Origin of the sequence: Streptomyces sp. NPDC088194, assembly GCF_040702025.1 — a bacterium.
In the GTDB taxonomy this organism is placed as follows: Bacteria; Actinomycetota; Actinomycetes; order Streptomycetales; family Streptomycetaceae; genus Actinacidiphila.
The window spans coordinates 1-21,676 of sequence record NZ_JBFBIV010000085.1 but is presented as its reverse complement, the minus strand read 5'-3'; the positions used below and the strand labels follow the sequence as shown (position 1 = coordinate 21,676).

Annotated in this window: 17 protein-coding genes and 2 pseudogenes; 3 read left to right on the top strand and 16 right to left on the bottom strand. The window is 72.1% G+C overall.

Annotated elements, in window-relative coordinates; all coding sequences use genetic code 11:
- Window positions 1-189 precede the first annotated feature (189 nt).
- Together AB0399_RS32525 and AB0399_RS32520 are read right to left on the bottom strand one after the other, a co-directional pair.
- On the bottom strand, window positions 190-2,196 hold the full coding sequence (locus AB0399_RS32525; protein WP_329373738.1) for a M3 family metallopeptidase: 2,007 nt from the start codon (window positions 2,194-2,196) through the stop codon (window positions 190-192).
- A gap of 252 nt (window positions 2,197-2,448) precedes the next feature.
- Entirely contained in the window at window positions 2,449-2,724 is a 276-nt protein-coding gene (locus tag AB0399_RS32520) for a DUF5302 domain-containing protein (RefSeq protein WP_329363215.1), read from the bottom strand.
- Window positions 2,725-2,837: 113 nt separating this feature from the next.
- On the opposite strand from AB0399_RS32520, the gene AB0399_RS32515 reads away from it, so the two are divergent.
- A complete protein-coding gene (locus AB0399_RS32515; RefSeq protein ID WP_328471338.1) occupies window positions 2,838-3,866 on the top strand; it encodes a saccharopine dehydrogenase NADP-binding domain-containing protein in 1,029 nt (342 codons plus the stop codon).
- Window positions 3,867-4,037: 171 nt separating this feature from the next.
- On the opposite strand, the gene AB0399_RS32510 is transcribed toward AB0399_RS32515, so the two are convergent.
- The 3 genes from AB0399_RS32510 to AB0399_RS32500 all read right to left on the bottom strand — a co-directional run bounded on the left by AB0399_RS32510 (window position 4,038) and on the right by AB0399_RS32500 (window position 5,979).
- Window positions 4,038-4,832, bottom strand: coding sequence for an SAM-dependent methyltransferase (locus AB0399_RS32510; protein ID WP_329363218.1), 795 nt, complete (start codon window positions 4,830-4,832; stop codon window positions 4,038-4,040).
- A gap of 67 nt (window positions 4,833-4,899) precedes the next feature.
- Window positions 4,900-5,151, bottom strand: a complete 252-nt coding sequence (locus tag AB0399_RS32505) for a DUF397 domain-containing protein (protein WP_328471334.1) — start codon at window positions 5,149-5,151, stop codon at window positions 4,900-4,902.
- Between the two features lie 3 nt (window positions 5,152-5,154).
- Window positions 5,155-5,979 (bottom strand): helix-turn-helix transcriptional regulator, encoded by an 825-nt coding sequence (locus AB0399_RS32500; RefSeq protein ID WP_328474717.1) that lies wholly within the window; start codon window positions 5,977-5,979, stop codon window positions 5,155-5,157.
- Window positions 5,980-6,157: 178 nt separating this feature from the next.
- Here AB0399_RS32500 and AB0399_RS32495 point away from each other — a divergent pair, with 178 nt between their 5' ends.
- Window positions 6,158-6,616 carry an ATP-binding protein gene (locus AB0399_RS32495; RefSeq protein WP_329363221.1) on the top strand — a complete coding sequence of 153 codons (459 nt, stop codon included), beginning with the start codon at window positions 6,158-6,160 and terminating at the stop codon, window positions 6,614-6,616.
- Between the two features lie 124 nt (window positions 6,617-6,740).
- Here AB0399_RS32495 and AB0399_RS32490 read toward each other — a convergent pair whose 3' ends face one another.
- The gene (locus tag AB0399_RS32490; RefSeq protein WP_329373742.1) at window positions 6,741-7,544 is read right to left on the bottom strand and encodes an SGNH/GDSL hydrolase family protein; all 804 of its coding nucleotides are present in this window, start codon (window positions 7,542-7,544) and stop codon (window positions 6,741-6,743) included.
- 364 nt (window positions 7,545-7,908) lie between these two features.
- Here AB0399_RS32490 and AB0399_RS32485 point away from each other — a divergent pair, with 364 nt between their 5' ends.
- Window positions 7,909-8,802 (top strand): tyrosine-protein phosphatase, encoded by an 894-nt coding sequence (locus tag AB0399_RS32485; RefSeq protein WP_329363223.1) that lies wholly within the window; start codon window positions 7,909-7,911, stop codon window positions 8,800-8,802.
- A gap of 117 nt (window positions 8,803-8,919) precedes the next feature.
- On the opposite strand, the gene AB0399_RS32480 is transcribed toward AB0399_RS32485, so the two are convergent.
- The 10 genes and pseudogenes from AB0399_RS32480 to AB0399_RS32435 all read right to left on the bottom strand — a co-directional run.
- Complete coding sequence (locus tag AB0399_RS32480; RefSeq protein WP_329373744.1) at window positions 8,920-10,338, bottom strand: aspartate aminotransferase family protein; 1,419 nt, start codon at window positions 10,336-10,338, stop codon at window positions 8,920-8,922.
- Window positions 10,339-10,592: 254 nt separating this feature from the next.
- A pseudogene (gene dxs, locus AB0399_RS32475) lies at window positions 10,593-12,470 on the bottom strand (1-deoxy-D-xylulose-5-phosphate synthase); the annotation flags it as partial.
- A gap of 129 nt (window positions 12,471-12,599) precedes the next feature.
- Window positions 12,600-13,628 (bottom strand): adenosyl-hopene transferase HpnH, encoded by a 1,029-nt coding sequence (gene hpnH / locus AB0399_RS32470; protein WP_329363225.1) that lies wholly within the window; start codon window positions 13,626-13,628, stop codon window positions 12,600-12,602.
- Window positions 13,629-13,633: 5 nt separating this feature from the next.
- Window positions 13,634-14,251, bottom strand: a complete 618-nt coding sequence (locus AB0399_RS32465) for a 1-hydroxy-2-methyl-2-butenyl 4-diphosphate reductase (protein WP_329363226.1) — start codon at window positions 14,249-14,251, stop codon at window positions 13,634-13,636.
- A gap of 3 nt (window positions 14,252-14,254) precedes the next feature.
- Window positions 14,255-16,357, bottom strand: coding sequence for a squalene--hopene cyclase (shc, locus tag AB0399_RS32460; protein ID WP_329363228.1), 2,103 nt, complete (start codon window positions 16,355-16,357; stop codon window positions 14,255-14,257).
- Window positions 16,358-16,456: 99 nt separating this feature from the next.
- Window positions 16,457-17,536: a polyprenyl synthetase family protein gene (locus AB0399_RS32455; RefSeq protein WP_328471322.1), complete on the bottom strand. Its 1,080-nt coding sequence runs from the start codon at window positions 17,534-17,536 to the stop codon at window positions 16,457-16,459.
- Complete coding sequence (hpnE, locus tag AB0399_RS32450) at window positions 17,533-19,029, bottom strand: hydroxysqualene dehydroxylase HpnE (protein WP_329363231.1); 1,497 nt, start codon at window positions 19,027-19,029, stop codon at window positions 17,533-17,535. The genes AB0399_RS32455 and hpnE overlap by 4 nt, the downstream gene beginning before the upstream one ends.
- 229 nt (window positions 19,030-19,258) lie before the next feature.
- Entirely contained in the window at window positions 19,259-20,221 is a 963-nt protein-coding gene (gene hpnD, locus AB0399_RS32445; RefSeq protein ID WP_366413762.1) for a presqualene diphosphate synthase HpnD, read from the bottom strand.
- Window positions 20,218-21,105 (bottom strand): squalene synthase HpnC, encoded by an 888-nt coding sequence (gene hpnC / locus AB0399_RS32440; protein ID WP_328471316.1) that lies wholly within the window; start codon window positions 21,103-21,105, stop codon window positions 20,218-20,220. The genes hpnD and hpnC overlap by 4 nt, the downstream gene beginning before the upstream one ends.
- 469 nt (window positions 21,106-21,574) lie before the next feature.
- A pseudogene (locus tag AB0399_RS32435) lies at window positions 21,575-21,676 on the bottom strand (ABC transporter ATP-binding protein); the annotation flags it as partial.

Genomic DNA, 21,676 nt, shown 5'->3' with positions numbered 1-21,676 from the left:
GGCAGGCACGCTCGCTTCCTTGTCGGGCTTGTAGGAGTAGGCCCACTACGAGGACAACCCTCCGCCTTGCGATCGCACACACCGGACGCCACGGGCCCCTCCCTTCGGGCGGACGGCGCCACTTCCACCACACGGCCCAGGCGCGGCCCACCGCCCCGACCGCCCGCGCCCGCCCGCCGTGGGCGCCGGCTACCGCAGGCCGCGGCGGGAGAGGAGCGGCTCGACCCGTGGTGCGCGGCCGCGCACCACGGCGAACGCCGCCATCGGGTCCTTGCTCCCCCCCTTCGCGAGCAACTCGCGGCGGAAGATCTCACCGTTGGCGCGCCGCATGCCGCCGTGGGTCTCGAACCAGTCGACGGTGTCGGCGTCCAGCACCTCGCTCCAGATGTAGGAGTAGTAGCCGGCGCTGTAGTCGCTGCCGAAGATGTGCGTGAAGTAGGTGGTGCGGTAGCGCGGCGGGATCGCCGGCAGGTCGATCCCGGCCGCCGCCAGGGCGCGCGCCTCGAACTCCAGCGGGTCGCCCGGATCGCTGCCGGCCGGCAGCGAGTGCCACGCCCAGTCCAGCAGCGCCGCCGCGAGGTACTCGACGGTCGCGAATCCCTCGCCGAACCGTGCGGCCTCCAGCATCCGCGCCACCATGCCGTCGGGCATCGGCTCGCCGGTCTCGTGGTGGCGCGCGTACCGGGCCAGCACCTCGGGCCAGGTCGACCACATCTCGTTGACCTGCGACGGGTACTCCACGAAGTCGCGCGGCACCGCGGTTCCGGAGAAGTAGGGGTACCGCACGTCGGAGAAGAGCCCGTGCAGGGCGTGCCCGAACTCGTGGAAGAGCGTGTCGACCTGACTGAACGTCAGCAGCGCGGGCTCGCCGGGCGCGGGCTTGGCGATGTTGTGGTTGTTGACGATCACCGGCTGCCGGCCGAGCAGCCGGGACTGCGGGACCAGCGCGTTCATCCAGGCGCCGCCGCGCTTCGTCGGCCGGGCGAAGAAGTCGATCAGGAACAGCCCGAGCCCGCTGCCGTCGGCGTCGAAGACCTCGAAGGTCCGGACGTCGGGGTGGTAGCCGACCAGGTCGGGCCGCTCGGTGACGGTGATCCCGTAGACCTCGTGGGCGGCGTGGAAGACGCCGTCGCGCAGCACCGACTCCAGTTCGAGGTACGGGCGCAGCGCCGCCTGGTCGATGGAGTGGCGCTCCTTGCGGACCTTCTCCGACCAGTACGCCCAGTCCCATGCCTCGATCGGTCCGCCGGCGGTCTCGGCGAGCGCGTCGGCCTCACGGCGGGCGTTGGCCACGGCGGGCGGCACCAGGCGCTCCAGCAGGGCGGTCACGGCCTCGGTGCTGCCGGCGGTGGTGTCGGCGACGGTGTACGCGGCGTGGCTGTCGTAGCCCAGCAGCGCGGCCCGCTCGGCGCGCAGGGTGGCCAGGGTGACCGCGAGCGGGCCGTTGGTGTCCTGCGCGCGGTCCATGGCGGCGGCCAGGAGGCGGCGCCGGACCTCGCGGTCGTCGAGAACGGCGAGTTCGAGCTGGTTGGTGAAGTTCCGCAGGCTCAGCACCCACTTGCCGTCGTGGCCCAGCTCGCGGGCGTTCGCCGCGGCGGCCGCGACCGCGTCCGGCGACAGGCCGGACAGCTGCGCGGGGTCGTCCAGCACCAGGGCGCCGTCCTTGCTGGCGGCCAGCACGTTCTGGCCGAACTCGGTGCTCGCGGCCGCGATCCGCGCGTTCAGCGCGCGCAGCCGCTCCCGGCCCTCCTGCGACAGTTCCGCCCCGGCACGTACGAAGGCGATACGGTACCGCTCCAGCAGCCGCAGCGACTCCGGGTCCAGGCCGAGGGAGTCGCGTGTCTCGTACAGCGCCTTGATCCGCGCGTAGAGCTGCGCGTTCAGGTACACCTCGTCGCGGTGCGCGGACGTCATCGCGCTGACCTCGGACTCGATCTCCCGCAGGCCGTCGGTGACGTGTGCGGACGCCTGGTTGCTGTAGACCGCGCCCACCCGTGCGAGCAGTTCGCCCGAACGCTCCATCGCCTCCAGCGTGTTGGCGAAGGTGGGGGGTTCGGGGTCCGCCGCGATCCGTTCGACCTCGGCGGTGTGCTCCGCGATGGCCCGCTTGAACGCCGGGAGGTAGTGGGCGTCGTCCAACCCGGCGAAGGCGGGCAGGCCGTAGGGCAGCGGGCTCGGGCTCAGCAGCGGGTTCATGGTCACCGTTCGACCCTATACAGCCGCCTGGGCCCCCGCCGTCTCGGTTTCGGTCGCGTTCCGGCCACCAGTCCGGTGGCCCGCCGCGCGCTGGGGGTACCCCCCTGGCGGGAGTTTCCCCGCGCCCCTGAGTATGTACGGCTGCTTCCGCGGAAGGAGGGCAACCTCAAGGGGCGCGGGGAACCGCGCGAGGACCCCCCCGCCGGCGGGTGGTCCCTCAACCGGCGGACGGGGGCACCCCGGAGGGTCAGGTCACCCCGACTTGCGGCGGAACTCGCGTGCTCCGCCCGCGCGGCCGTGGGCGCCGTGGACCTTGGACTGGTCCGGTCCGGTCCCCGCGGTGCCGCCTCCGCCGCGCCCGCCCTGCTTGCGTGCCAGCGCCTCACGGAACTTGCGCTTCACGTCGTCCTCGGCGGGTGCGGCCGGGTTCTCCCCTTCCGGTTCCGCGGAATCGGCCGGTGCGGCCGCTTCCGCATCCAGCGAACTGCTGTCGGCGGCCGCGTCGGCCGCCTGCTTTGCGTCGGTCATGACCCAAGCCTCGCACGTCGGCCGCCCCCCGCCTACTGAATAGCGGCCTGACGGACCGCGCGTGTACGGTTCCGGTCAGCTCTCGTAGCACCGCCGCGGAAGGATCGCACTCCATGACCTGGCTGTTGTACGGGGCCACCGGGTACACCGGTCGCCTGATCGCCCGCCGTGCCGTCGCGCAGGGCCAGCGCCCCGTGCTGGCCGGTCGCAACGCCGCCAAGCTGGTCCCGTTCGCCGCCGAACTCGGTCTGGAGCACCGGGTGTTCGACCTTTCCGAGCCGACCGCCATCCGCCGCGGGCTGAAGGACGTGACGGCGGTGGCGCACTGCGCGGGGCCGTTCACCCGTACCGCGCTGCCGATGGCGCACGCGTGCGTGGAGACGCGGACGCCCTACCTGGACATCACCGGCGAGATCGACGTGTTCGAGTCGCTGCGCGCGCTCGGCACCCGCGCGGAGGCGGCCGGGATCACCCTGCTGCCGGGCGCCGGCTTCGACGTGGTGCCGACCGACTGCGTGGCGGCGCTGCTCGCGGCCAGGCTGCCGGACGCCACCCAGCTCGACCTGGCGTTCCTGCTCGGCGGCGGCCCCAGCCCCGGCACCGCCCGCACCCTGGTGGAGGGCGCGCCCGACGGCGGCCGTATCCGCAGCGGTGGCGAGATCCGTTCGGTGCCGCTGGGCTCCCGCCAGGTGCGCGCCGCCTTCCCCTCGGGCGCCCGCACGGTGGTGTCGATCCCGTGGGGCGATGTGAGCACCGCCTACCACTCGACCGGCATCCCCGACATCACCACGTACACCGCGATGCCGCAGGCCGTGGTGGCCGCCTCCCGTGCGGTGCGGCTCGGGCCGCTGCGCCGCGCGGTCTCGGGTGCGGTGGGGCTGGTGGTGCGGGGGCCGGGCGAGCGGCGGCTGGCCGGCACCCGCAGCGAGGTGTGGGGGCAGGCCACCGACGCGGCGGGCAACAAGGCGACCGCCACGCTGACCGGCCCGAACCCGTACCGGATCACGAGCGACGCGGTGCTGCGGATCGTGCAGCGGCTGCCCGATCTGGCCGCGGGCTTCCAGACGCCGTCCCGCGCGCTGGGCGCGGACTTCGCCGCGTCGCTGGACGACGTGACCGTCTCGATCGAGACGCCGCACTGACGCGGGCGGACATGGCGCACGCGGACCGGCGGGCGGGCGGGCCCGCCCGCGGATGTGCGGACAGGTGTGGGGCCCCGCCGGATGGCGTCCCGGGCGCGTCCTTCCCCTGACACCGGCCGGGCGCCCCGGCAGGGCCCCTGTTCGAGAGCGGCGGTACTCAGCCGCGGTCACTCACCGCTTGCGGGCGACGGCCCCGTAGACGCCGACCGGCGGCTCGTCCTCGGGCACCTCCTGCTTCCAGTGGTTCACCTGGACCAGGCCGGGCTCGACGAGGTCGTACCCGTCGAAGAACTCCAGCACTCCGGCGTGGCTGCGCGGGGTGAGCACGGCGGTGGCGTTCTTGTACACCGCCGTCACCTCGCCGGCCTTCTCGGCGTGGAAGTCGGCGGTGGCGTGCGAGAGCACCAGGTAGCTGCCGTCCGGCAGCGCCTCGCCCAGCGTGGTCACCATGCCGCGCGGGTCCTCCTCGTCGGTGACGAAGTGCAGGACCGACACCAGCATCAGCGCGACGGGCTGGTCGAAGTCGATCAGCTCGCTGATGGTGGGGTGCCCCAGGATCGTCTGCGGGTCGCGCATGTCGGCGAGGAAGAAGCCGGTGTTGCCGGTGCCCAGCAGGCGGGCGCCGGCGTGGGTGGCGACGATCGGATCGTTGTCGATGTAGGCGATCCGCGCGTCGGGGGCGACGGAGTGGGCGATCTCGTGGGTGTTCGGCGAGGTGGGTATCCCGGTGCCGATGTCGATGAACTGGCGCACCCCGCGCTCCGCGAGGAAGCTCACCGCCCGCTGGAGGAAGTCCCGGTTCGCGCGGGCTCCCACGACCACCTCGGGGGCCGCGTCGACGATGCGGTCGGCGGCTTCCCGGTCCACCTCGTAGTTGTCCTTGCCACCGAGGTAGTAGTCGTACATCCGAGCCGGATGCGGGCGGCTGGTGTCGATCTCGCCGGCGGGAAAGCCCTGCTCGGTCACGCGGTCCTCCGCTTGGTCGTTGCCTGGTCGAGGGGTCGGGGCCGGCCGGGCCGGCGGCAGGGCCCGGTCATCCGAGCAGGAAGTCCGCGTCGCCGGACTTGGCGCCCAGGATGAACGTGGTGATCTCGTGGTTGGTGTAGATGAGCGCGGGGCCCTCGGGGTCGGTGGACTGGCGCAGCGCCACCCGGCCGTCGTTGAGTCTCTTCGCCTCCACGCAGGAGCCGCCGTTGCCGCCGCTCCACGGCTTTCGCCAGCCGTCGGCGCCGAGTTCCGTGGCGGGCATTCCGTTGTAGATGGTGTCGTTGGTGACGCGATCCATGGTTCAGATCTCCTTGCGCATGCCATCGAGGATGGCTTTGGTGCTCTGTGCCGGCGCTGCCTGCGCGCACATCCGGTCGAGGGCTTCGAGGAAGGTGGACACGTCGTCCCGGTCGTCGAAGTAGGCGCCGCCCACCAGACTCTCCGTGTAGGCGATGTCCGGGATCTCCTTGAGCTGGAACCGGAAGATGTGGAACGGCCCGTACATGGCCGGGTGCGGCCCCGCGGCGAACGGGATCACCTGCAGCCGCACGTTGGGCAGGTCGGCGGCGTCGATCAGGGCGCCCAGTTGCTCGCGCATCACGCCGCGGCCGCCGATCGGCCGGCGCAGCACCGTCTCGTCCATCACGACCCACAGCAGCGGTGCCTCGTCGCGGCTGAGCAGCGCCTGCCGCTCGACCCGCAGCGTGACCAGCCGGTCGATCTCCTCGGGGGTGGCGTTCGGCAGCCCGGCGCGCAGCACGGCCTGGGCGTAGCTGGGGACCTGGAGCAGTCCGGGGACGTAGTGCGGCTCGTAGGCGCGGATGACCGACGCCTCGCCTTCGAGGCTGACGAAGGCGCTGAACCACTCGGGCAGCACGTCGCGGAAGTTGTGCCACCAGCCCGGCCGGTTGGCTTCGCGGCACAGCGCGAGGAAGCCGCCGATCTCGTCGGGGGTGGTGACGCCGTAGGTGGTGAGCAGCTTCTCGACATACGGGATCTTCAGCCCGACTTCGGCCTTTTCCATCCGCCGGATCGTGGCGTGGGTCACATCAAGGGCACGGCCGGCCTGCTCGAAACTGAGACCGGCCTTCTCGCGGAGGTCCTGGAGGCGTTTTCCGAGCACCATGCGCAGGACCGTCGGGGCACCACCCGGCCGGGGGTCCATCACGTGCCTCATCCTCCAACTCCCTTGACTGACATGCAGTGTGTCATGACGTCAGCGCCAGGAACAGCATGTTCTGTCGATTCTGTAATTTACAGTTCGGACCTTGCCATGTGTCCAGCGCGGGCCCCATAGTTACGGGGTGGTCCTTTCAACTCACGCTCTCCGGCCCGAATGCCGGGCAGACGTCCGCGCCCCAGGGCACCAGGACGTCTTCCGGCTGCCCGCGCTGAGCGCGTCCGTGGCGGCCGCCCGCGCACGGATACGGGCCCGCCTCCGGGAGTGGGGCGCGGACGCCGAGCTGAGGGACGACGCGGGACTGGTGGTGACCGAACTGTTCACCAACGCGGTCCGGCACACCGACAGCGAGAAGATCACGTGCGCACTGCATGACGTCGGCTCGGCAGTGCGACTCGAAGTGACCGATCAGGGGCGCGGCGAGGGGGACCCGATGCCGTGTGCGGCCACTGCCGACGAAGAGGGCGGGCGAGGACTGCTGCTGGTGAGCGTGCTGGCGGCAGCCTGGGGTTCCGATCCCGCAGCGGATGGCATGGGGCGTGTGGTGTGGGCCGAACTGGCCGCACACCGCGCGCCCCATTGACGTATCGGGCGACGTACCGGCCGGCGTTTCGGCCGGCGTACCGACGTTCACCGGCCGGCCGCCGAGCCCTGACGGCGCGGCTCCCCGCCGCGCGGTTCCTGACCGCGGACTCCCCCGCCGGCTCCTAGCGGCGCGGTTCCAGCGGGAGCAGCTCCGGCCGCTTGGGCAGCACACCGTCGCCTGAGGACGCGCCGCGCAGCCGGCGGCCGATCCACGGCACCAGGTACTCGCGGGCCCAGTGGATGTTGTCCCGGCGGACCTGCGCGGGCAGCCGGCGCGGCTCGGGCGGCCAGGGCAGGTCGGGGTCGGTCGGCGGCTCCAGGCCGAGCACCTGGGCGGCCCGCAGCGCCACCCGGACATGGCCGGCGGACGACAGGTGCAGCCGGTCGTCGCTCCAGGCCCGCCGGTCGTGGATGGCCGCCAGCGACCACAGGTCCAGCACCGGGCAGCCGTAGCGGTCGGCGACCGCGCGGACATGGGCGTTGTACGTCGCGATCTTGCCGCGCAGCAGGCCGAGCACCGGCACCCCGCGGGTGTCGAAGCCGGTGCAGACCATCACCGTGCCGACCACCGCGCGCAACTGCGCGACCGCGCCCTCGAACCGCTCGGCGAGCGCGTCGGGATCGCTGCCCGGGCGCAGGATGTCGTTGCCGCCGGCGCAGAAGGTGACCAGGTCGGGCGCGAGCGTGACAGCCCGGGGCACCTGCTCGTCGATGATCCGGTCCAGCAGCCGGCCGCGCACCGCGAGGTTGGCGTAGCGGAAGTCGCCGGGCGGGGTCGCGCCGGCCCGGCGCTCGGCGAGCAGCTTCGCCAGCCGGTCGGCCCACCCCACGAACGCCTCGCCGGGCCCGGGGTCGCCGACGCCCTCCGTGAAGCTGTCCCCCACCGCCGCGTAGGACCCGAAGCCGGCCGTGGCCGGCGCGAGCACCCGGCCCGGTCCGCCGCCCGGTCCGGTCGCAGTGCCGGTCGCCAAGCCGGTCGCCGTGCCGGTCGGCGTCCCCTGCGCCGGGCGTCCTTCGTCGGTCTCTCCGTTGTCATCTGTCCGCGTATCGTCAGCCACGTCGGACCATTTTTCTCCTCGGCCTGTGACCTACGCGACCGTAAGGACGGATTGACGGCACGTGATTCATCCCACCCGTCCGGCCCGGAGAAGACCGCCCGCGGACGGAATACGGCCCGACACATACCGCTCGGTACGCCTTCGCCCGCGCTGCCGTATCGTCGGCGGTGGCGCGGTGCGGCCGCGACAGGCGCAGTTCATGGCATGGCAAGGACGAGGAAAAGGAGCATCGGTGACGCAGGAAGTGCGGCAGTCCGCCGCGACCGGCCCGGAACCCCAGCTGACCGGGGTGCGCAACTTCCGCGACGTGGGCGGGCTGCCCACCGCCGACGGCCGGCGGGTACGGCCGGGGGTGCTCTTCCGCAGCGGCCACCTCGCGCACGCCGATGAGCAGGACGCGGCCTTCCTCGCCTCGCTCGGGCTGCACACCGTCTTCGACTTCCGCAACGGCGACGACATCGCGCTCGAAGGCCCCGACGTCACGCTGCCCGGCACCCGCAACATCAACATCCCGCTCAGCGACCCCGCGCAGAACGCGGACTTCTGGCGGACGGTCCGCAACGGCGACCTCGACGCGCTGCACGCCGCGCTCGGCGACGGCAGGGGCGCGGAGCGGATGGAGGCGTCCTACCGCAAGCTCATCCTCGAACGCACCTCCGAGCACGGCCGGATGCTCGCCCTGCTCGCCGGGCCGTCCGACGACGCGCAGGACGGCCGGCAGCCGGTGACGACCGCGGCGGCCGCGGCGGCCGGGCCGTCGGACCGCGCCGCCGTGCCCGCGCTGCTGCACTGCGCGGCCGGCAAGGACCGGGCCGGCACCTCCATGGCGATCATCCTGCTCGCGCTCGGCGTGGAGCGGTCCGCGATCGAGGCGGACTACCTGGAGAGCAACGCCCGGCACCGCCGCTACAAGGTGGTCCGCGGCGACGGAAGCACCGGCACCGCGATCGACCCGGCCGTCCGCGAGCTGCTCGACCCGCTCTTCGAGGCCCGGATCGAATACCTGCGGGCCGCGTTCGACACGATCGAGCAGCACTGGGGCTCCGTCGACCGCTATCTCGAAGAGGGCCTCGCCCTCGCCCCCGCGGCCCGCGCGCGCCTGCGGGACCGCCTCCTCACGGACTGACCGGCCCCCCGGAAGACCGCCACCCCGCGGCGCCCGACACCGGGCGACGCGGGGTGGAAGAAGCGGTGCGGGTCGTGACGACGCGGGGTCGTGACCTCGCCGGGCCGCGGCAGCCGCCTACCGGTTGGCCACCGCCTGCTTCACCAGGGTCCGGCCGAAGTCCCACATCAGCCCGCCCCCGCCGTGCGCGTCGTCCATCACCTCGGTGAACGCCTGCACGAAGCGGTCCACGTCCGCCTCGTCGACGACGAGCGGCGGGATCAGCTTGATCACCTCGATGTGGTCCCCGGAGACCTGCGTGAGGATGCGGTGCCGCTGGAGCAGCGGCACCACCACCATCTGGGCGAACAGCCCCTTGCGCGCGGCCTGGAGCATCGTCCAGCGGCTGCGCAGCTTCAGCGACTTGGGCCGGCCGAACTCGACCGCGACCATCAGCCCGCGGCCACGGACGTCCTTGAGCAGTTCGTACTCGTCGACGAGCGCGGCCAGCCGGGTGCGCAGCAGGTCGCCCATCCGCCGGGAGTTCTCGACCAGTTGCTCGTCCTCGACCACCGACAGCGTGGCCAGGCCGGCCACCATGGCCTGCGCGTTGGAGCCGTAACTGGCCGAGTGCACCAGCACCCGGTCCATCGAGGAGAAGACCTTCTTGAAGATCCAGTCCTTGCCGAGCGTCGCGCCCACCGGGACGTAACCGCCGGAGAGCGTCTTCGCCACCGTGAGCAGGTCGGGCTCGACGCCCTCCTCGTGCTGGTAGGCGTAGAAGCGGCCGGTGCGGCCGATGCCGGTCTGCACCTCGTCGCAGATCAGCAGCGCCTTGTGCGCGCGCAGCAGCGACTGGGCGGAGCGCAGGTAGCCGGCCGGGGGGATGTGCACGCCGTGGCCCTGGATGGGCTCGACGATCATCGCCGCCACGTCGCCGCGCTTGAGCTCGCGGGCCAGCGCGTCGAGGTCGCCGACCTCGACCTCGGTGTCGGGCAGCAGGGGCGCGAAGCCGTCCTGGAAGCCCTCCTCGCCGTTGACCGACAGCGAGCCGGTGGTCAGGCCGTGGAAGGAGTGCTTGCAGTACAGCACCCGGGGCTTGCCGGTGGCGTACCGGGCGAACTTCAGCGCGGTCTCCACCGCCTCGGTGCCGCTGTTGCCGAAGAACACCCGGTCCAGGTGCGGGGTGTGGGCGAGCAGCTTCTCGGCGAGCAGCCCGGGCAGCGGCTGGCAGTCGAACCGGGTCAGGTCCGGCAGCCCCGCGTCCAGCACGTCGTGCAGCGCCTTGCGGACCACCGGGTGGTGGCGGCCGACGCCCATCACGCCGAAGCCGGCGAGCATGTCCAGGTAGTCGTTGCCCTCGGCGTCCCAGAAGTGCGCGCCCTCGGCCCGCTCGTAGTACTTGTCGAAGCCGATGGTGCGCAGCATCCGCGGCAGTTGGTGGTTCAGGTGCTTGGTGTGCAGTTCGTACCGCTCACCGCCCCGCTCCGCGAGCAGGGTGCCCAGGTCGAACCCCTTCGGCTGCGCGACGGGGACCGGGCTGTCCGGGTCCGGCATCGGGTCGGACGATGTCATCGTTCACCTGCTCCTCGCGTGCGTGGGGTGCTGCCACCCGAAGTATGTGCCGGTCTCGCGGTGTCGGAACCGGCCGGGTCGGCCTGCCCGGGGACAGTCCTGCCCGCGTCTTTGGCCGCGGTTCCCGCCGCGCGCACGGGTACGGCGCGGGGGCCCGCCGCGGTTCCGGGTACGGCGCCGGCCGAAGCTGACGCCGCCGTGCCGCTCTCCGCCACCGCCCCCGGCCCGGTGCGCGCGGCCAGCCGCAGGAACGACGCGCCCACCGACCCGGCGATCTCCGCCGGGGTCAGCCCGATGTCCGCCAGCACCTCGCCCCGCTTGGCGTGCGCGAGGAACTGCGGGGGGATGCCGAAGTCGCGCAGCGGCACGTCGACGGACGCGTCGCGCAGCGCCTGGGCGATCGCCGAACCGACGCCCGCGGCACGGCCGTTGTCCTCGACGACGGCCACCATCCGGTGCCCGGCGGCGAGTTCGGCCAGTGCGGGGTCGACCGGCTTGACCCAGCGCGGATCGACCACGGTGACGCCGATGCCGCGCCCGGCGAGCAGTTCGGCGACCGACAGGCAGGTGCCGGCCAGCGCGCCGACGGAGACCAGCAGCACGTCGGGCCGCAGGCCCGCGGCCGGCCGGTGCAGGATGTCCACGCCGCCGATCCGGTCGAGCGCGGGCACCTCCTCCCCCGCGGTCTCCTTCGGGAACCGCACCACGGTGGGCGCGTCGTCCACCGCGACCGCCTCCCGCAACTGCGCGCGCAACTGGTCCGCGTCGCGCGGCGCGGCGATCCGCAGCCCGGGCACCACCTGGAGGATCGACATGTCCCACATGCCGTTGTGCGAGGCGCCGTCCACCCCGGTCACCCCGGCCCGGTCCAGCACGAAGGTGACGCCGCACTTGTGCAGCGCGACGTCCATCAGCACCTGGTCGAAGGCGCGGTTGAGGAAGGTCGCGTAGACCGCGACGACCGGGTGCAGCCCGCCGGTGGCCAGGCCCGCGGCCGAGGTCGCGGCGTGCTGCTCGGCGATCCCGACGTCGAAGACGCGGTGCGGGTAGGCCGCGGCGAACTTCGCCAGGCCCACCGGCTGGAGCATGGCCGCGGTGATGGCGACCACGTCGGGCCGCTCGGCACCGATGGCCACCAGCTCCTCGCCGAACACCGAGGTCCACGACGGGCCCGGGGAGGGGGTCAGCGGCCGGCAGGTGAGCGGGTCCATGGCGCCGACGGTGTGGAAGTGGTCCGCCTCGTCCTGCTCAGCGGCGGCGTACCCGCGGCCCTTCTCGGTGAGGCAGTGCACCAGGACCGGGCCGTGGAAGCGGCGGGCGCGGCGCAGCGCGGACTCCACCGCGTCGATGTCGTGGCCGTCGATCGGGCCGAGGTACTTCAGCCCCAGGTCCTCGAACATGCCCTGCGGCGCGAAGGCGTCCTTGAAGCCCTTCTTCGCGCCGTGCAGCGACTCGTAGAGCGGCTGGCCGATCACCGGCGTCTGCTGCAGGAGCTGCTTGCCCCAGGACAGGAAGCGCTCGTAGCCGTCGGTGGTGCGCAGGGTGGCGAGGTGGTTGGCCAGGCCGCCGATGGTGGGGGCGTAGGAGCGCTCGTTGTCGTTGACGACGATGATCAGGGGGCGGTCCCGGGCGGCGGCGATGTTGTTCAGCGCCTCCCACGCCATGCCGCCGGTGAGCGCGCCGTCGCCGATGACCGCGACCACGCGGTCGTCGCTGCCGCGCAGCTCGTTGGCCTTCGCCAGGCCGTCGGCCCAGCCGAGCACGGTGGAGGCGTGGCTGTTCTCGATCACGTCGTGCTCGGACTCCGCGCGGGACGGGTAGCCGGACAGGCCGCCCTTGGTGCGGAGCTTGGAGAAGTCCTGCCGGCCGGTGAGCAGCTTGTGCACGTAGGACTGGTGGCCGGTGTCCCACAGGATGCGGTCGGCGGGTGAGTCGAAGACGCGGTGCAGCGCGATCGTCAGCTCCACCACGCCGAGGTTGGGGCCGAGGTGGCCGCCGGTCCTGGCGACCGCGTCGACGAGGAAGTGGCGGATGTCGGCGGCGAGTTCGTCCAGCCGGCCGTCGGGCAGTGCCTTCAGGTCGCGCGGGCCTTTGATGTTCTCCAGCATCGACATGTGTGGACCTCGTTCCTGCCGGGATTGCGGTGGATCGCCGGCCGCTGACCGGCCGGTGGCAGTGCGGGTACGAGCCACCGGCGCGGCCCATGCCGTCGCCGGTGGCTCGTACCCGCTTTCACCAGGAGGTCACTTCGCGCGGTTGGACGCGACGGTCTCCCGGGCGGCGCGGATGGACTCCTTCAGCGAGCCCATGGTGGCCAGCACGGCCGTGGGCTCGTAGCCGCAGTGGGCCATGCAGTTGTCGCAGCGCTCGTCCTTGCCGCGGCCGTACTTGTCCCAGTCGGTCTCGTCGATCAGCTTCTGGTACGTGGCCACGTAGCCGTCGCTCATCAGGTAGCAGGGGCGCTGCCAGCCGAAGAGCGAGTAGTTGGGGATCGCCCACGCGGTGCAGGGGAAGTCCGCCTTGCCCTCCAGGAAGTCCAGGAAGAGCGGGCTGTGGTTGAGCCGCCACTTCTTGCGGTTGCCGTCGCCGAACGCCTTGCGGAACAGCTCACGGGTCTGCTCGACGCCGAGGAAGTGGTCCTGGTCGGGCGCCTTCTCGTACGCGAACGCGGGCGAGAGCATCATCTCGTCGACCTGGAGGTCGTCGTTGAGGAAGTTGAGCACCTCGATGATCGTCTGCGGGGTGTCCGTGTTGAAGAAGGTGGAGTTGGTGGTCACCCGGAAGCCGCGCCGCTTGGCCTCCTTGATCGCCTCCACGGCCTCGTCGAAGGTGCCTTCCTTGGCCACCGATTCGTCGTGCCGCTCGCGCAGGCCGTCAATGTGAACGGTAAACGCGAAGTAAGGGGACGGTGTGAACTTGTCCATCTTCTTGCGCATGAGCAGGGCGTTGGTGCAGAGGAATACATATTTCTTACGGGCGACGAGCTGGCGGACGATCTCGTCGATCTGGGGGTGCATGAGCGGCTCGCCACCCGCGATGGAGACCATCGGCGCACCCGACTCCAGCACCGCCCCGACCGCCTGGGCGACCGGCATGCGCTGCTTCAGCACCCCGGCCGGGTGTTGGATCTTGCCACAGCCCTCGCATTTGAGGTTGCAGGCGAAGAGCGGTTCGAGTTCGACGATCAGCGGGAACTTTTCGCGACGCCTAACCATTTTCTGTTCGAAGAGGTATGACGCGACGCGGACGGTCTGACGGAGCGGCATGGCCATCTAGCTCACCTCCAGGGGAGCGCGGTAGTGCGGTGCCAATCGAGAAAGGCGGGAACAAGATCTCTGAGCACTCGGAATGCGATGATCCCGGTGCGAAGCGTTCCGACACGGACGAGTTCGAACTCGGGCGTGTCGACGACGACGCGGGCCGCCGCGATGCGGTGCGCCCCCTCGGCGAGAGCGGCGCGGCGCATCGCGGCCGACTCCATGTCCACGGCGATGGCACCTGTCGCCGCGAGTGCGGTGCGCTCGGCGCCCCGCACGACATGATCGGATTCCGCCAGTGTGCCGGTGTGCACGGTGTGGCCCCGGTCCGCGAGAACGGCCTTGAGCGCGGCGGCCAGCGTCGCGCTCTCGTGCCCGTCGTCGGAGACGACGACGTCGCCCGGCCGCATGCCGGGGGCGAGCCCCGCGCAGAAGCCGGTGGTCAGGACGGAACCTCCGTGTATCGCCGGGTCTTGCAGGGCCTGGGCGACGACCCGCTCCGCGTTCTTCGGACCCATGCCGGTGCGCAGCACGGTGACCGGGAACTCCGCGGTATTCCTGGCGGTGCCCCTGCGCAGCGCGAAGCGCTCGATCGGCAGGGCGCACACCACCGTCAGCGGGGGTCGGGGACGGCCCACGAACTAGGCCCCCTTTCCGGTGCTCGGGATGGTGGTGCTCGGGATGGTGGAACTGGGCATGCCGGTGCCGGCCGTGCCGCCGCCCGACGTGCTCACGGCGGACGTGCCGGCCGAGGCCGCCGGGTGGCCGGCACCGAAGGGCTCGGAGCGGGCGTAGCGGCCGAGCGCGGTCAGCGGGAAGACCATCCGGTACAGGTGGTAGTTGATCGAGAAGTCGCGCGGGAAGCCGGTGCCGGTGAAGTACGGCTCATCCCACGAGCCGTCCGCCAACTGGGTGTCGGCCAGCCAGCGCACCCCGCGCTCGACCGACTCGGTGTCCCGCTCGCCGGCCGACAGCAGCGCCATCAGCGCCCACGCGGTCTGCGAGGGAGTGGAGTGCCCGCGGCCGACCCACTCCTGCTCGGAGTAGGACCGCAGGTCCTCGCCCCAGCCGCCGTCCGCGTTCTGCACCTCGTGCAGCCAGTCGACGGCCCGGCGGATCGCCGGGTGGTCCGGGGCGAGCCCGGCCGCGGCCAGCGCGGGGACGGCCGATCCGGTGCCGTAGATGTAGTTGACACCCCAGCGGCCGAACCAGGCGCCGCTGTCCTCCTGTTCCCCCAGCAGCCAGTCGATGCCGCGCCGGGTGTGCCCGTCGTGCTCCAGGCCGAGCGCGGCGAGCATCTCCACGACATGCGCGGTCACGTCGGCCGACGGCGGGTCGATCACCTCGCCGAAGTCACAGAACGGCAGCCGGTTCGGGAAGGGGCTGGTGTTGTCGGCGTCGAAGGCGCCCCATGCGCCGTTCCTCGACTGCATGCCGACGTTCCAGCGCACCGCCTTGTCGATCGCGGAGTCCACCCGGGCCTGGTCGGGGTGGGCGATCCGGCGCAGCGCGAGCACCACCTCGGCGGTGTCGTCGATGTCCGGGTAGTTGTCGTTGTGGAACTCGAACGCCCAGCCGCCCGGCGCCAGTTGCGGGCGCTGCACGGACCAGTCGCCGGGGCGGGTGATCTGCTCGCCGAGCATCCAGTCGGCGGCCTTGACCAGCGCCGGGTGGTCGGCGGGGACGCCGGCGTCGGCGAGCGCGATGGTCGCCAGGCAGGTGTCCCAGACCGGGGACTGGCACGCCTCGATCATCCGCACGCCCTCCTCGGGCCATACGGCGAAACGATCCAGCGAGTCGAGTCCGGCCTTGACCACCGGGTGGTCCAGGTCGTACCCGAGCAGGTGGAGGGCCATCACCGAGTAGACGGCGGGCGGCTGAATGCCGCCCCAGCAGCCGTCGGCCTCCTGGCGCTCGATGATCCAGCGGGCACACGCGTTCATCGCGCTGCGGCGCACCACCCGGGGGCTGAACCGGCGGTAGACGTGCAGCACCTGGTCGAGGCGCTGGAAGACGCCGTCCCAGCTGGTGATCGACTTCCGGCGCTTCTTGGGGTAGGGCCGGGCCGGATCGACATGCAGCTCGTCGATGCCGAACGGCGCCGGGCGCACCGGCCGGTGGGCGCCGACCACGGTGAGCGGCACGATGGTCTGCCGGGCCCAGCAGCCGAACGAGTAGATGTTCAGCGGCATCCACTTGGGCAGGAAGATGACCTCGGGCGGCATCTCCGGCAGGTCGTCCCAGCTCCACCAGCCGAACAGGGCGAGCCAGATCCGGGTGAAGACCCGGCTGGCCGCCACCCCTCCCTCGCCGCGCGACCACTTGGCGGCCAGCGCCATGTGCGCCTCGGCCGGGTCGTCCCCGGCCAGCCGCAGCGCGACGTACGCCTCGATGGTGGCCGAGACGTCGCCCGGACCGCCGTGGAAGGTGGCCCAGGCGCCGTCCTCGCGCTGCTGGGAGCGAATCCAGCGGGCCGAGGCCGCGGTGACGCTGTCGTCGCGGATGCCGAGGAACTCCCGCAGCAGCAGGTCCTCGGCATCCATCGTCACGTTTGTTTCGAGGTCGCCTTTCCACCATCCGTCAGGGTGCTGCCGTGCCAGGAGGTGGTCTGCGGCGCGCTGCACGGCACGCTGCGCCGCCGCCTCTGTATCGCCGGCTGGAACAGGCTCCGGCTCCGAGGCGCTACTGGCCGAAGGTGTCCGGTGGGTTGGCGTCCCTGGACTGCCATCGGTCGTCGCTGTCATGGCTTCCCCTTTGCAGTTGAGACTTCTGCGGTGTCGGGGGCGGCCGTCCGCCGTCACAAAAGTGAGACCGGCGACGTCATACGCTCCACGTCTGTCTGTTTACTTTTCGCGGACCACCACAAAATCCGCCAGGCCCACGAGCTTACGTTGGATTTCTTCAGGCATGTCCATTTTGTCCAGTGCGGCGATGGCGGTCGTGTACTGCCTCCGGGCCTCCTGAGACGTCCATTCCCGACCACCCGCCTCCTCGATCAACGCCGCGCGCAGGGCGAACTCTTCCTCACTGAAGGCATCAGTTTCGATCAATCCGGAGTTTTTCGCGTCCGCGGCCAGGAGTTCACCCAGCCGCTCCGACGCGGGACCGTCCGCGGCGAGCGCGGCGACCACCGGCAGCGACTTCTTACGCTGCCTCAGATCGCTCCAGGTCTGCTTGCCGGTGGTGGCCGGATCGCCCCAGATGCCCAGCAGGTCGTCGATCGCCTGGAAGGCCAGCCCCAGGTGGTAGCCGTACTCCTCCAGCGCGTCCGCGTCGGACTCCGACGCGCCGCCGAGCACCGCTCCGATGGAGGAGGCGCAGGCCAGCAGGGCCCCGGTCTTGTTGCCCTCCATCTCCAGGCACTCCGCCACGGTGACCCGCTCGCGGTGCTCGAAGGAGATGTCCTGCGCCTGACCGTCGATCAGTTTGCGGGTCGCCGTGGTCAGCCGGCGGGTGGCCCGGCCGGCGTCGGCGGTGCCCTGCTCCAGCAGGATCTCGTTGGCCAGCGCGAAGAGCGCGTCGCCGACCAGGATCGCCTGGGCCGGGCCGTGCACCTTCCACACCGTGTCGCGGTGCCGGCGCTGCTCGTCCCCGTCCATCAGGTCGTCGTGCAGCAGCGAGAAGTTGTGCACCAGCTCCACCGCGACCGCGCCGGGCACGCCGGTCTCCGCGGGCGCCCCCGCGGCCTGCGCGGACAGCAGGGCCAGCGCGGGACGCACCGCCTTGCCGCCGTCGCCGTCCGCGGGCCGGCCGGCCTGGTCGATCCACCCGAAGTGGTACGAGGCGACGGTGTCCATCGGCGGGGCGAGCCGTGCCACCGCCGCGCGCAGCACGGGGGTGGTCAGGATGCGGCCGTTCTCCAGCAGCGCGATCACGCTGTCAGCGGTCACGTTCTCTCCTCTTGTCGCACCAATTGCACTCATGCCGCCTCCAGTACGCCGTATTCGCAGGGCAGTCCAAGGGCGGACAAAGCTTGTCGGGAGGCGTACAGGCCGCTGCGCACCGCACCCTCCATGGTCGCGGGCCAGCCGGTGGCGGTCCACGCGCCGGCCAGGTACAGGCCGGGGGCGCGCGTGGCGGGCCCGGGCCGCAGGGCGGCCACACCCGGGGTGGGCGCGAAGGTCGCGGTGCGTTCGCGGGTGACGAAGAAGTCACGGACGGCGGCGCCGCGGGACGCGGGCAGCACGCGCTCCAGTTCGGGCAGGTAGCGGCGGCGCAACTCGGCCACCGGCAGGTCGATCTCGTCCTGCACGGCCGACTGGGAGAGCGCGACGTACTGGCCGCCGCCGGTGTGCCCGGAGCTCTTCGTGCGGTCGAAGACCCACTGGACCGGGCTGCCGAGCGCCGCCAGGAACGGCTGCTGGAGCACCTGCCGGTCGTAGATCACATGGACATTGAGGATCGGCGCGGTGCCGATGCGCAAGAGCTTTTCCGGCTCGTCCAGCGCGCCGGCCGGCAGCAGTTCGTGGGTCTCCTGCTGCGGCACGGCCAACACCACGGTGCCGGCGGTCAGTTGCTCGCCGCGGCCGGGGCCGGTCTCGACGTCCACGCGCCACCCGGCGTGTGCGACGTCACGTCCCGCGGCCCCGTCGGCGGCCGCGTCCGGGCCTTCCGGACGGGGCGTCAGACCGACCGCGCGGGTCCGCAGCAGCACCCGCACCCCCGCCGCGTCCAGCGCCGCGCGGGCCCGGCCGTCGTGCAGGTCGCCCAGGGGTGCCGCGGCCCAGCCGATGTCGGCGGCGCCCGGCTCGGACAGCAGGCCGGTCTTGAACACCATCGCGGCCAGTGCCAGCGAGGACTGCCCCGACGTGGCGTTGAGGGTGGCCACCGCGACCAGGTCCCACAGCGCCTCGATGGTGCGGGCGGACTGCCCGCGCCCGGCGAGCCAGCTGCCGAAGTCGACCCGGTCCAGCGCCGGATCGTCGAGGTCCAGGCCGCGCAGCGCGAGCGCCGCCCGCCCGACCGACGCCCGCTCGGCCACCGACAGGTGCGGGTAGCGCACCAGGCTCGGCGCGAGGTGCAGCGGAACCGGCAGCGCCACCCGGCCGATCCGGCCGAGCTTGCCGGTGTCGGCGTCGAAGACCGGGACGTCCAACCGGTCCTGAAGCGTCACCAGGTCGCGGGCCGCGATCCGGTCCAGGAACCACTGGTAGGCGGTGCAGCAGCGCAGGAAGACGTGCTGGCCGTTGTCGACGGTCAACTCGCCGCGCTTGAAGGAGAAGGCGAGGCCGCCCAGCCGGGGCCGGGCCTCGGTCAAGGTCACCTCGACCCCGGCGTCGGCCAGCGCGAGCGCGGCGGTCACCCCGGCCAGGCCGCCGCCGACCACGACGGCGGTGCGCCGCCCGCGGGCGCGCTCGGGGCGGCCGGCCTCGGTGCCGGCCGGACCGGCCTGCGGGCCGGATCGGGTGGTCGTCATGCGCGCTCTCCTCGGGCCGCACCATGCGGGGTGCGGCGGGCCGTCGCGGAAGGTGACGCAGTGCGCGTCAACGAGGTTGCTCGGTCGGACGGCGGGTGCGGGACGAACCGCGGGAACTGCACCTGCCGCGGGGACGGGGCGGGTGTGACGGGCTGAGCGGACGACGTGGCGAACGACGTGGACGGAGCGTACTGCGCGGTGGGACCCGCTGGGTGCACGCGGGTCGGTCTCACGCGTCCCTCCGCGGGGCGGCGACGGGGGCGGGAGTACGCGCGGTACGGCGGGCGTCGAGTCCGGCCAGGCCGCGGACCGCGACGTACGCCTTCTCCCGGCCGGGCAGCGAGACCCGGCCGCGCAGCACCGCCTCGGGGTCGGCGGCGAACCGCTCCAGCAGCCGCCGGTAGATGCCCGCCATCGCGGCGACGCAGGCGCCGCTCCTGCGGTCGAGCATCGGCAGCAGCCGGTAGCCGGTGGCGAACAGCGCGCGGGCCCGGCGTACTTCGAACTCGACCAGCCCGGCGAAGTCGGAGCCGGCCGGCGGGGTGTCACCGTGGAATCCGTCGGCGCAGCCGAACTTCGCGAGGTCCTGCGCGGGCAGGTACGTGCGTCCGTTCCCGGCATCCTCGCGGACGTCGCGCAGGATGTTGGTGAGTTGCAGAGCGAGGCCGAGTGTGTCGGCGTATTCGGCGGCACGTGCATGATCGTGCCCATTCACGGTGCCGAAAACGCCCAATGAGACCCTACCGATAGCTCCCGCCACACAGCGGCAGTAAACGGCCAGGTCGTCCCATGTCTCGTAGCTCTCGCCCCGAACATCCATCTGGACGCCGTCGATGAGTTCGCCCAGGCCCCCCATCGGGAAGGGGAAGAGCGCGGCGGCGTCGGCGAGGGCGACGGCGACCGGGTCGGTGTCGTCCTCCGCCACCTCGTGGGCCTCGACCCGGTGCAGCAGGGTGCGGGCGTCCTCCAGTCGGCGCAGTTTCTCGTCGGGCGGCAGCTCGCCGTCCCCGATGTCGTCGACCCGCCGGGAGAAGGCGTAGACCGCCGACATCGCCTGCCGCTTCGCCGTGGGCAGCAGGCGGATTCCGTAGGCGAAGTTGCGGGCCTCGTGGCCGGTCACGGTCTCACAGTACTTGTATGCAGCAAGCACCTGTCCGGACGTGTGCGCGGAACCGTTCACGGTCCGGGTCACCCCTCTCTTCGCAATGTCGACCCCACCTCACGCAGCAGGACGGGTTTGGTGGCCTTGGGGGAACCCGCCAACACGTCGTACCCCGCGTCCTCCACCGCCCGCAATGCCGCGCGGCCGCCGCCGACGAATCCGGCGAGCAGCAGTCTGAGCCGGCCACGGACGCTACGGACCAGGGCACCGCCCTCGCCCAGCAGGTCACGGGCCCGCCCGGCTTCGAACGCGACCAGTTCGCGCACCTTCTCCCCCGCGCTCGGTGCGGCGAGATCGGCCTCGTCCACCGAGAAGCGTTTCATGTCCTCCGCCGGGAGGTACACCCGGTCCCTGCCGAGGTCCTCCACGACGTCCTGGAGGTGCTCCACGATCTGGAGCGCGGTGCACACCGCGTCCGAGCGCCGGACCCGTTCCGGGGTGGAGGTTCCGGTGATGGAGAGCACCAGCCGGCCCACCGGATTGGCGGACAACTCGCAGTAGGCGAGCAGGTCGTCGTAGGTGGCGTACCGGCTGACCTGCTGGTCCTGCCGGTTGGCGGCGATCAGGCCGAGGAAGGGCTCGGGGGTCAGCCGGTGCCGCTGGACGGTGGGGCGCAGGGCGGTCAGCAGCGGGTGGACGGGGGTGCCGTCGAACACCCGGCGCAGGTCGGCCTCGAAGGCGTCGAGCATCGCCAGCCGGTCGCCGGCCGCCTCGGGGGGCAGGCCGAGCCGGACCGCGTCGGGCCGGCCGCCGTCGGCCAGGTCGCCGTCGCCGATGTCGTCCACCAGACGGGCGAACCCGTAAACGGCCATCAGATCCTGTCGCCAGGCACGCGGAAGGAACACCGGTGCCACCGGGAAGTTCTCGCGCGCGGCCTTGTCCAGGACGGCCCGGGAGGTGACGTCCCCGGTCACCGCGGGCTTCCCGGTGCACAGGCGGCGAACGTGCCCCGGAACAGGATGGTCCCGATCTTCATGGCCGCCACATCCCCCGTTCTACACTGCCCCGTCGAAACTTCCCATTTCGGACACGCCGCACTCTCGCTTGCGGACACCCGGACCCGGGTATCGATCATCGGCAGGCTCCCAGCACCGGTACAGCTTACGTCGGGGCCCTACCCGGCGTACGCCGGGGGCGCGCCCCGATCCGCGAGCGACAACACCCCACCACAACAACCGATCCCCGCCGGATCATCCGGCGGGGATCGGGTTTTCCGAAAAACTTCCCGCGAAACCTCCCGCGTCCGGCCCCGGCAACGCACCGAGTCGGGCAGAGCGGGACAAGGTACGGCGGGTCAGGACGGGGCGGGGTGGCGCGGGATGGGGCAGGTCGGGGCGGACGTCAGGAGACCGGCCGGCGGGCGGCGCGGTTTCCGACGCCACGTCACTTCCCGGTCTTGGCCTCGTAGGCGGTCAGCACGTCCTCGGTCGGACCGTCCATCAGCATCACCCCGTGCTCCAACCAGATCACCCGCTCACAGGTGTC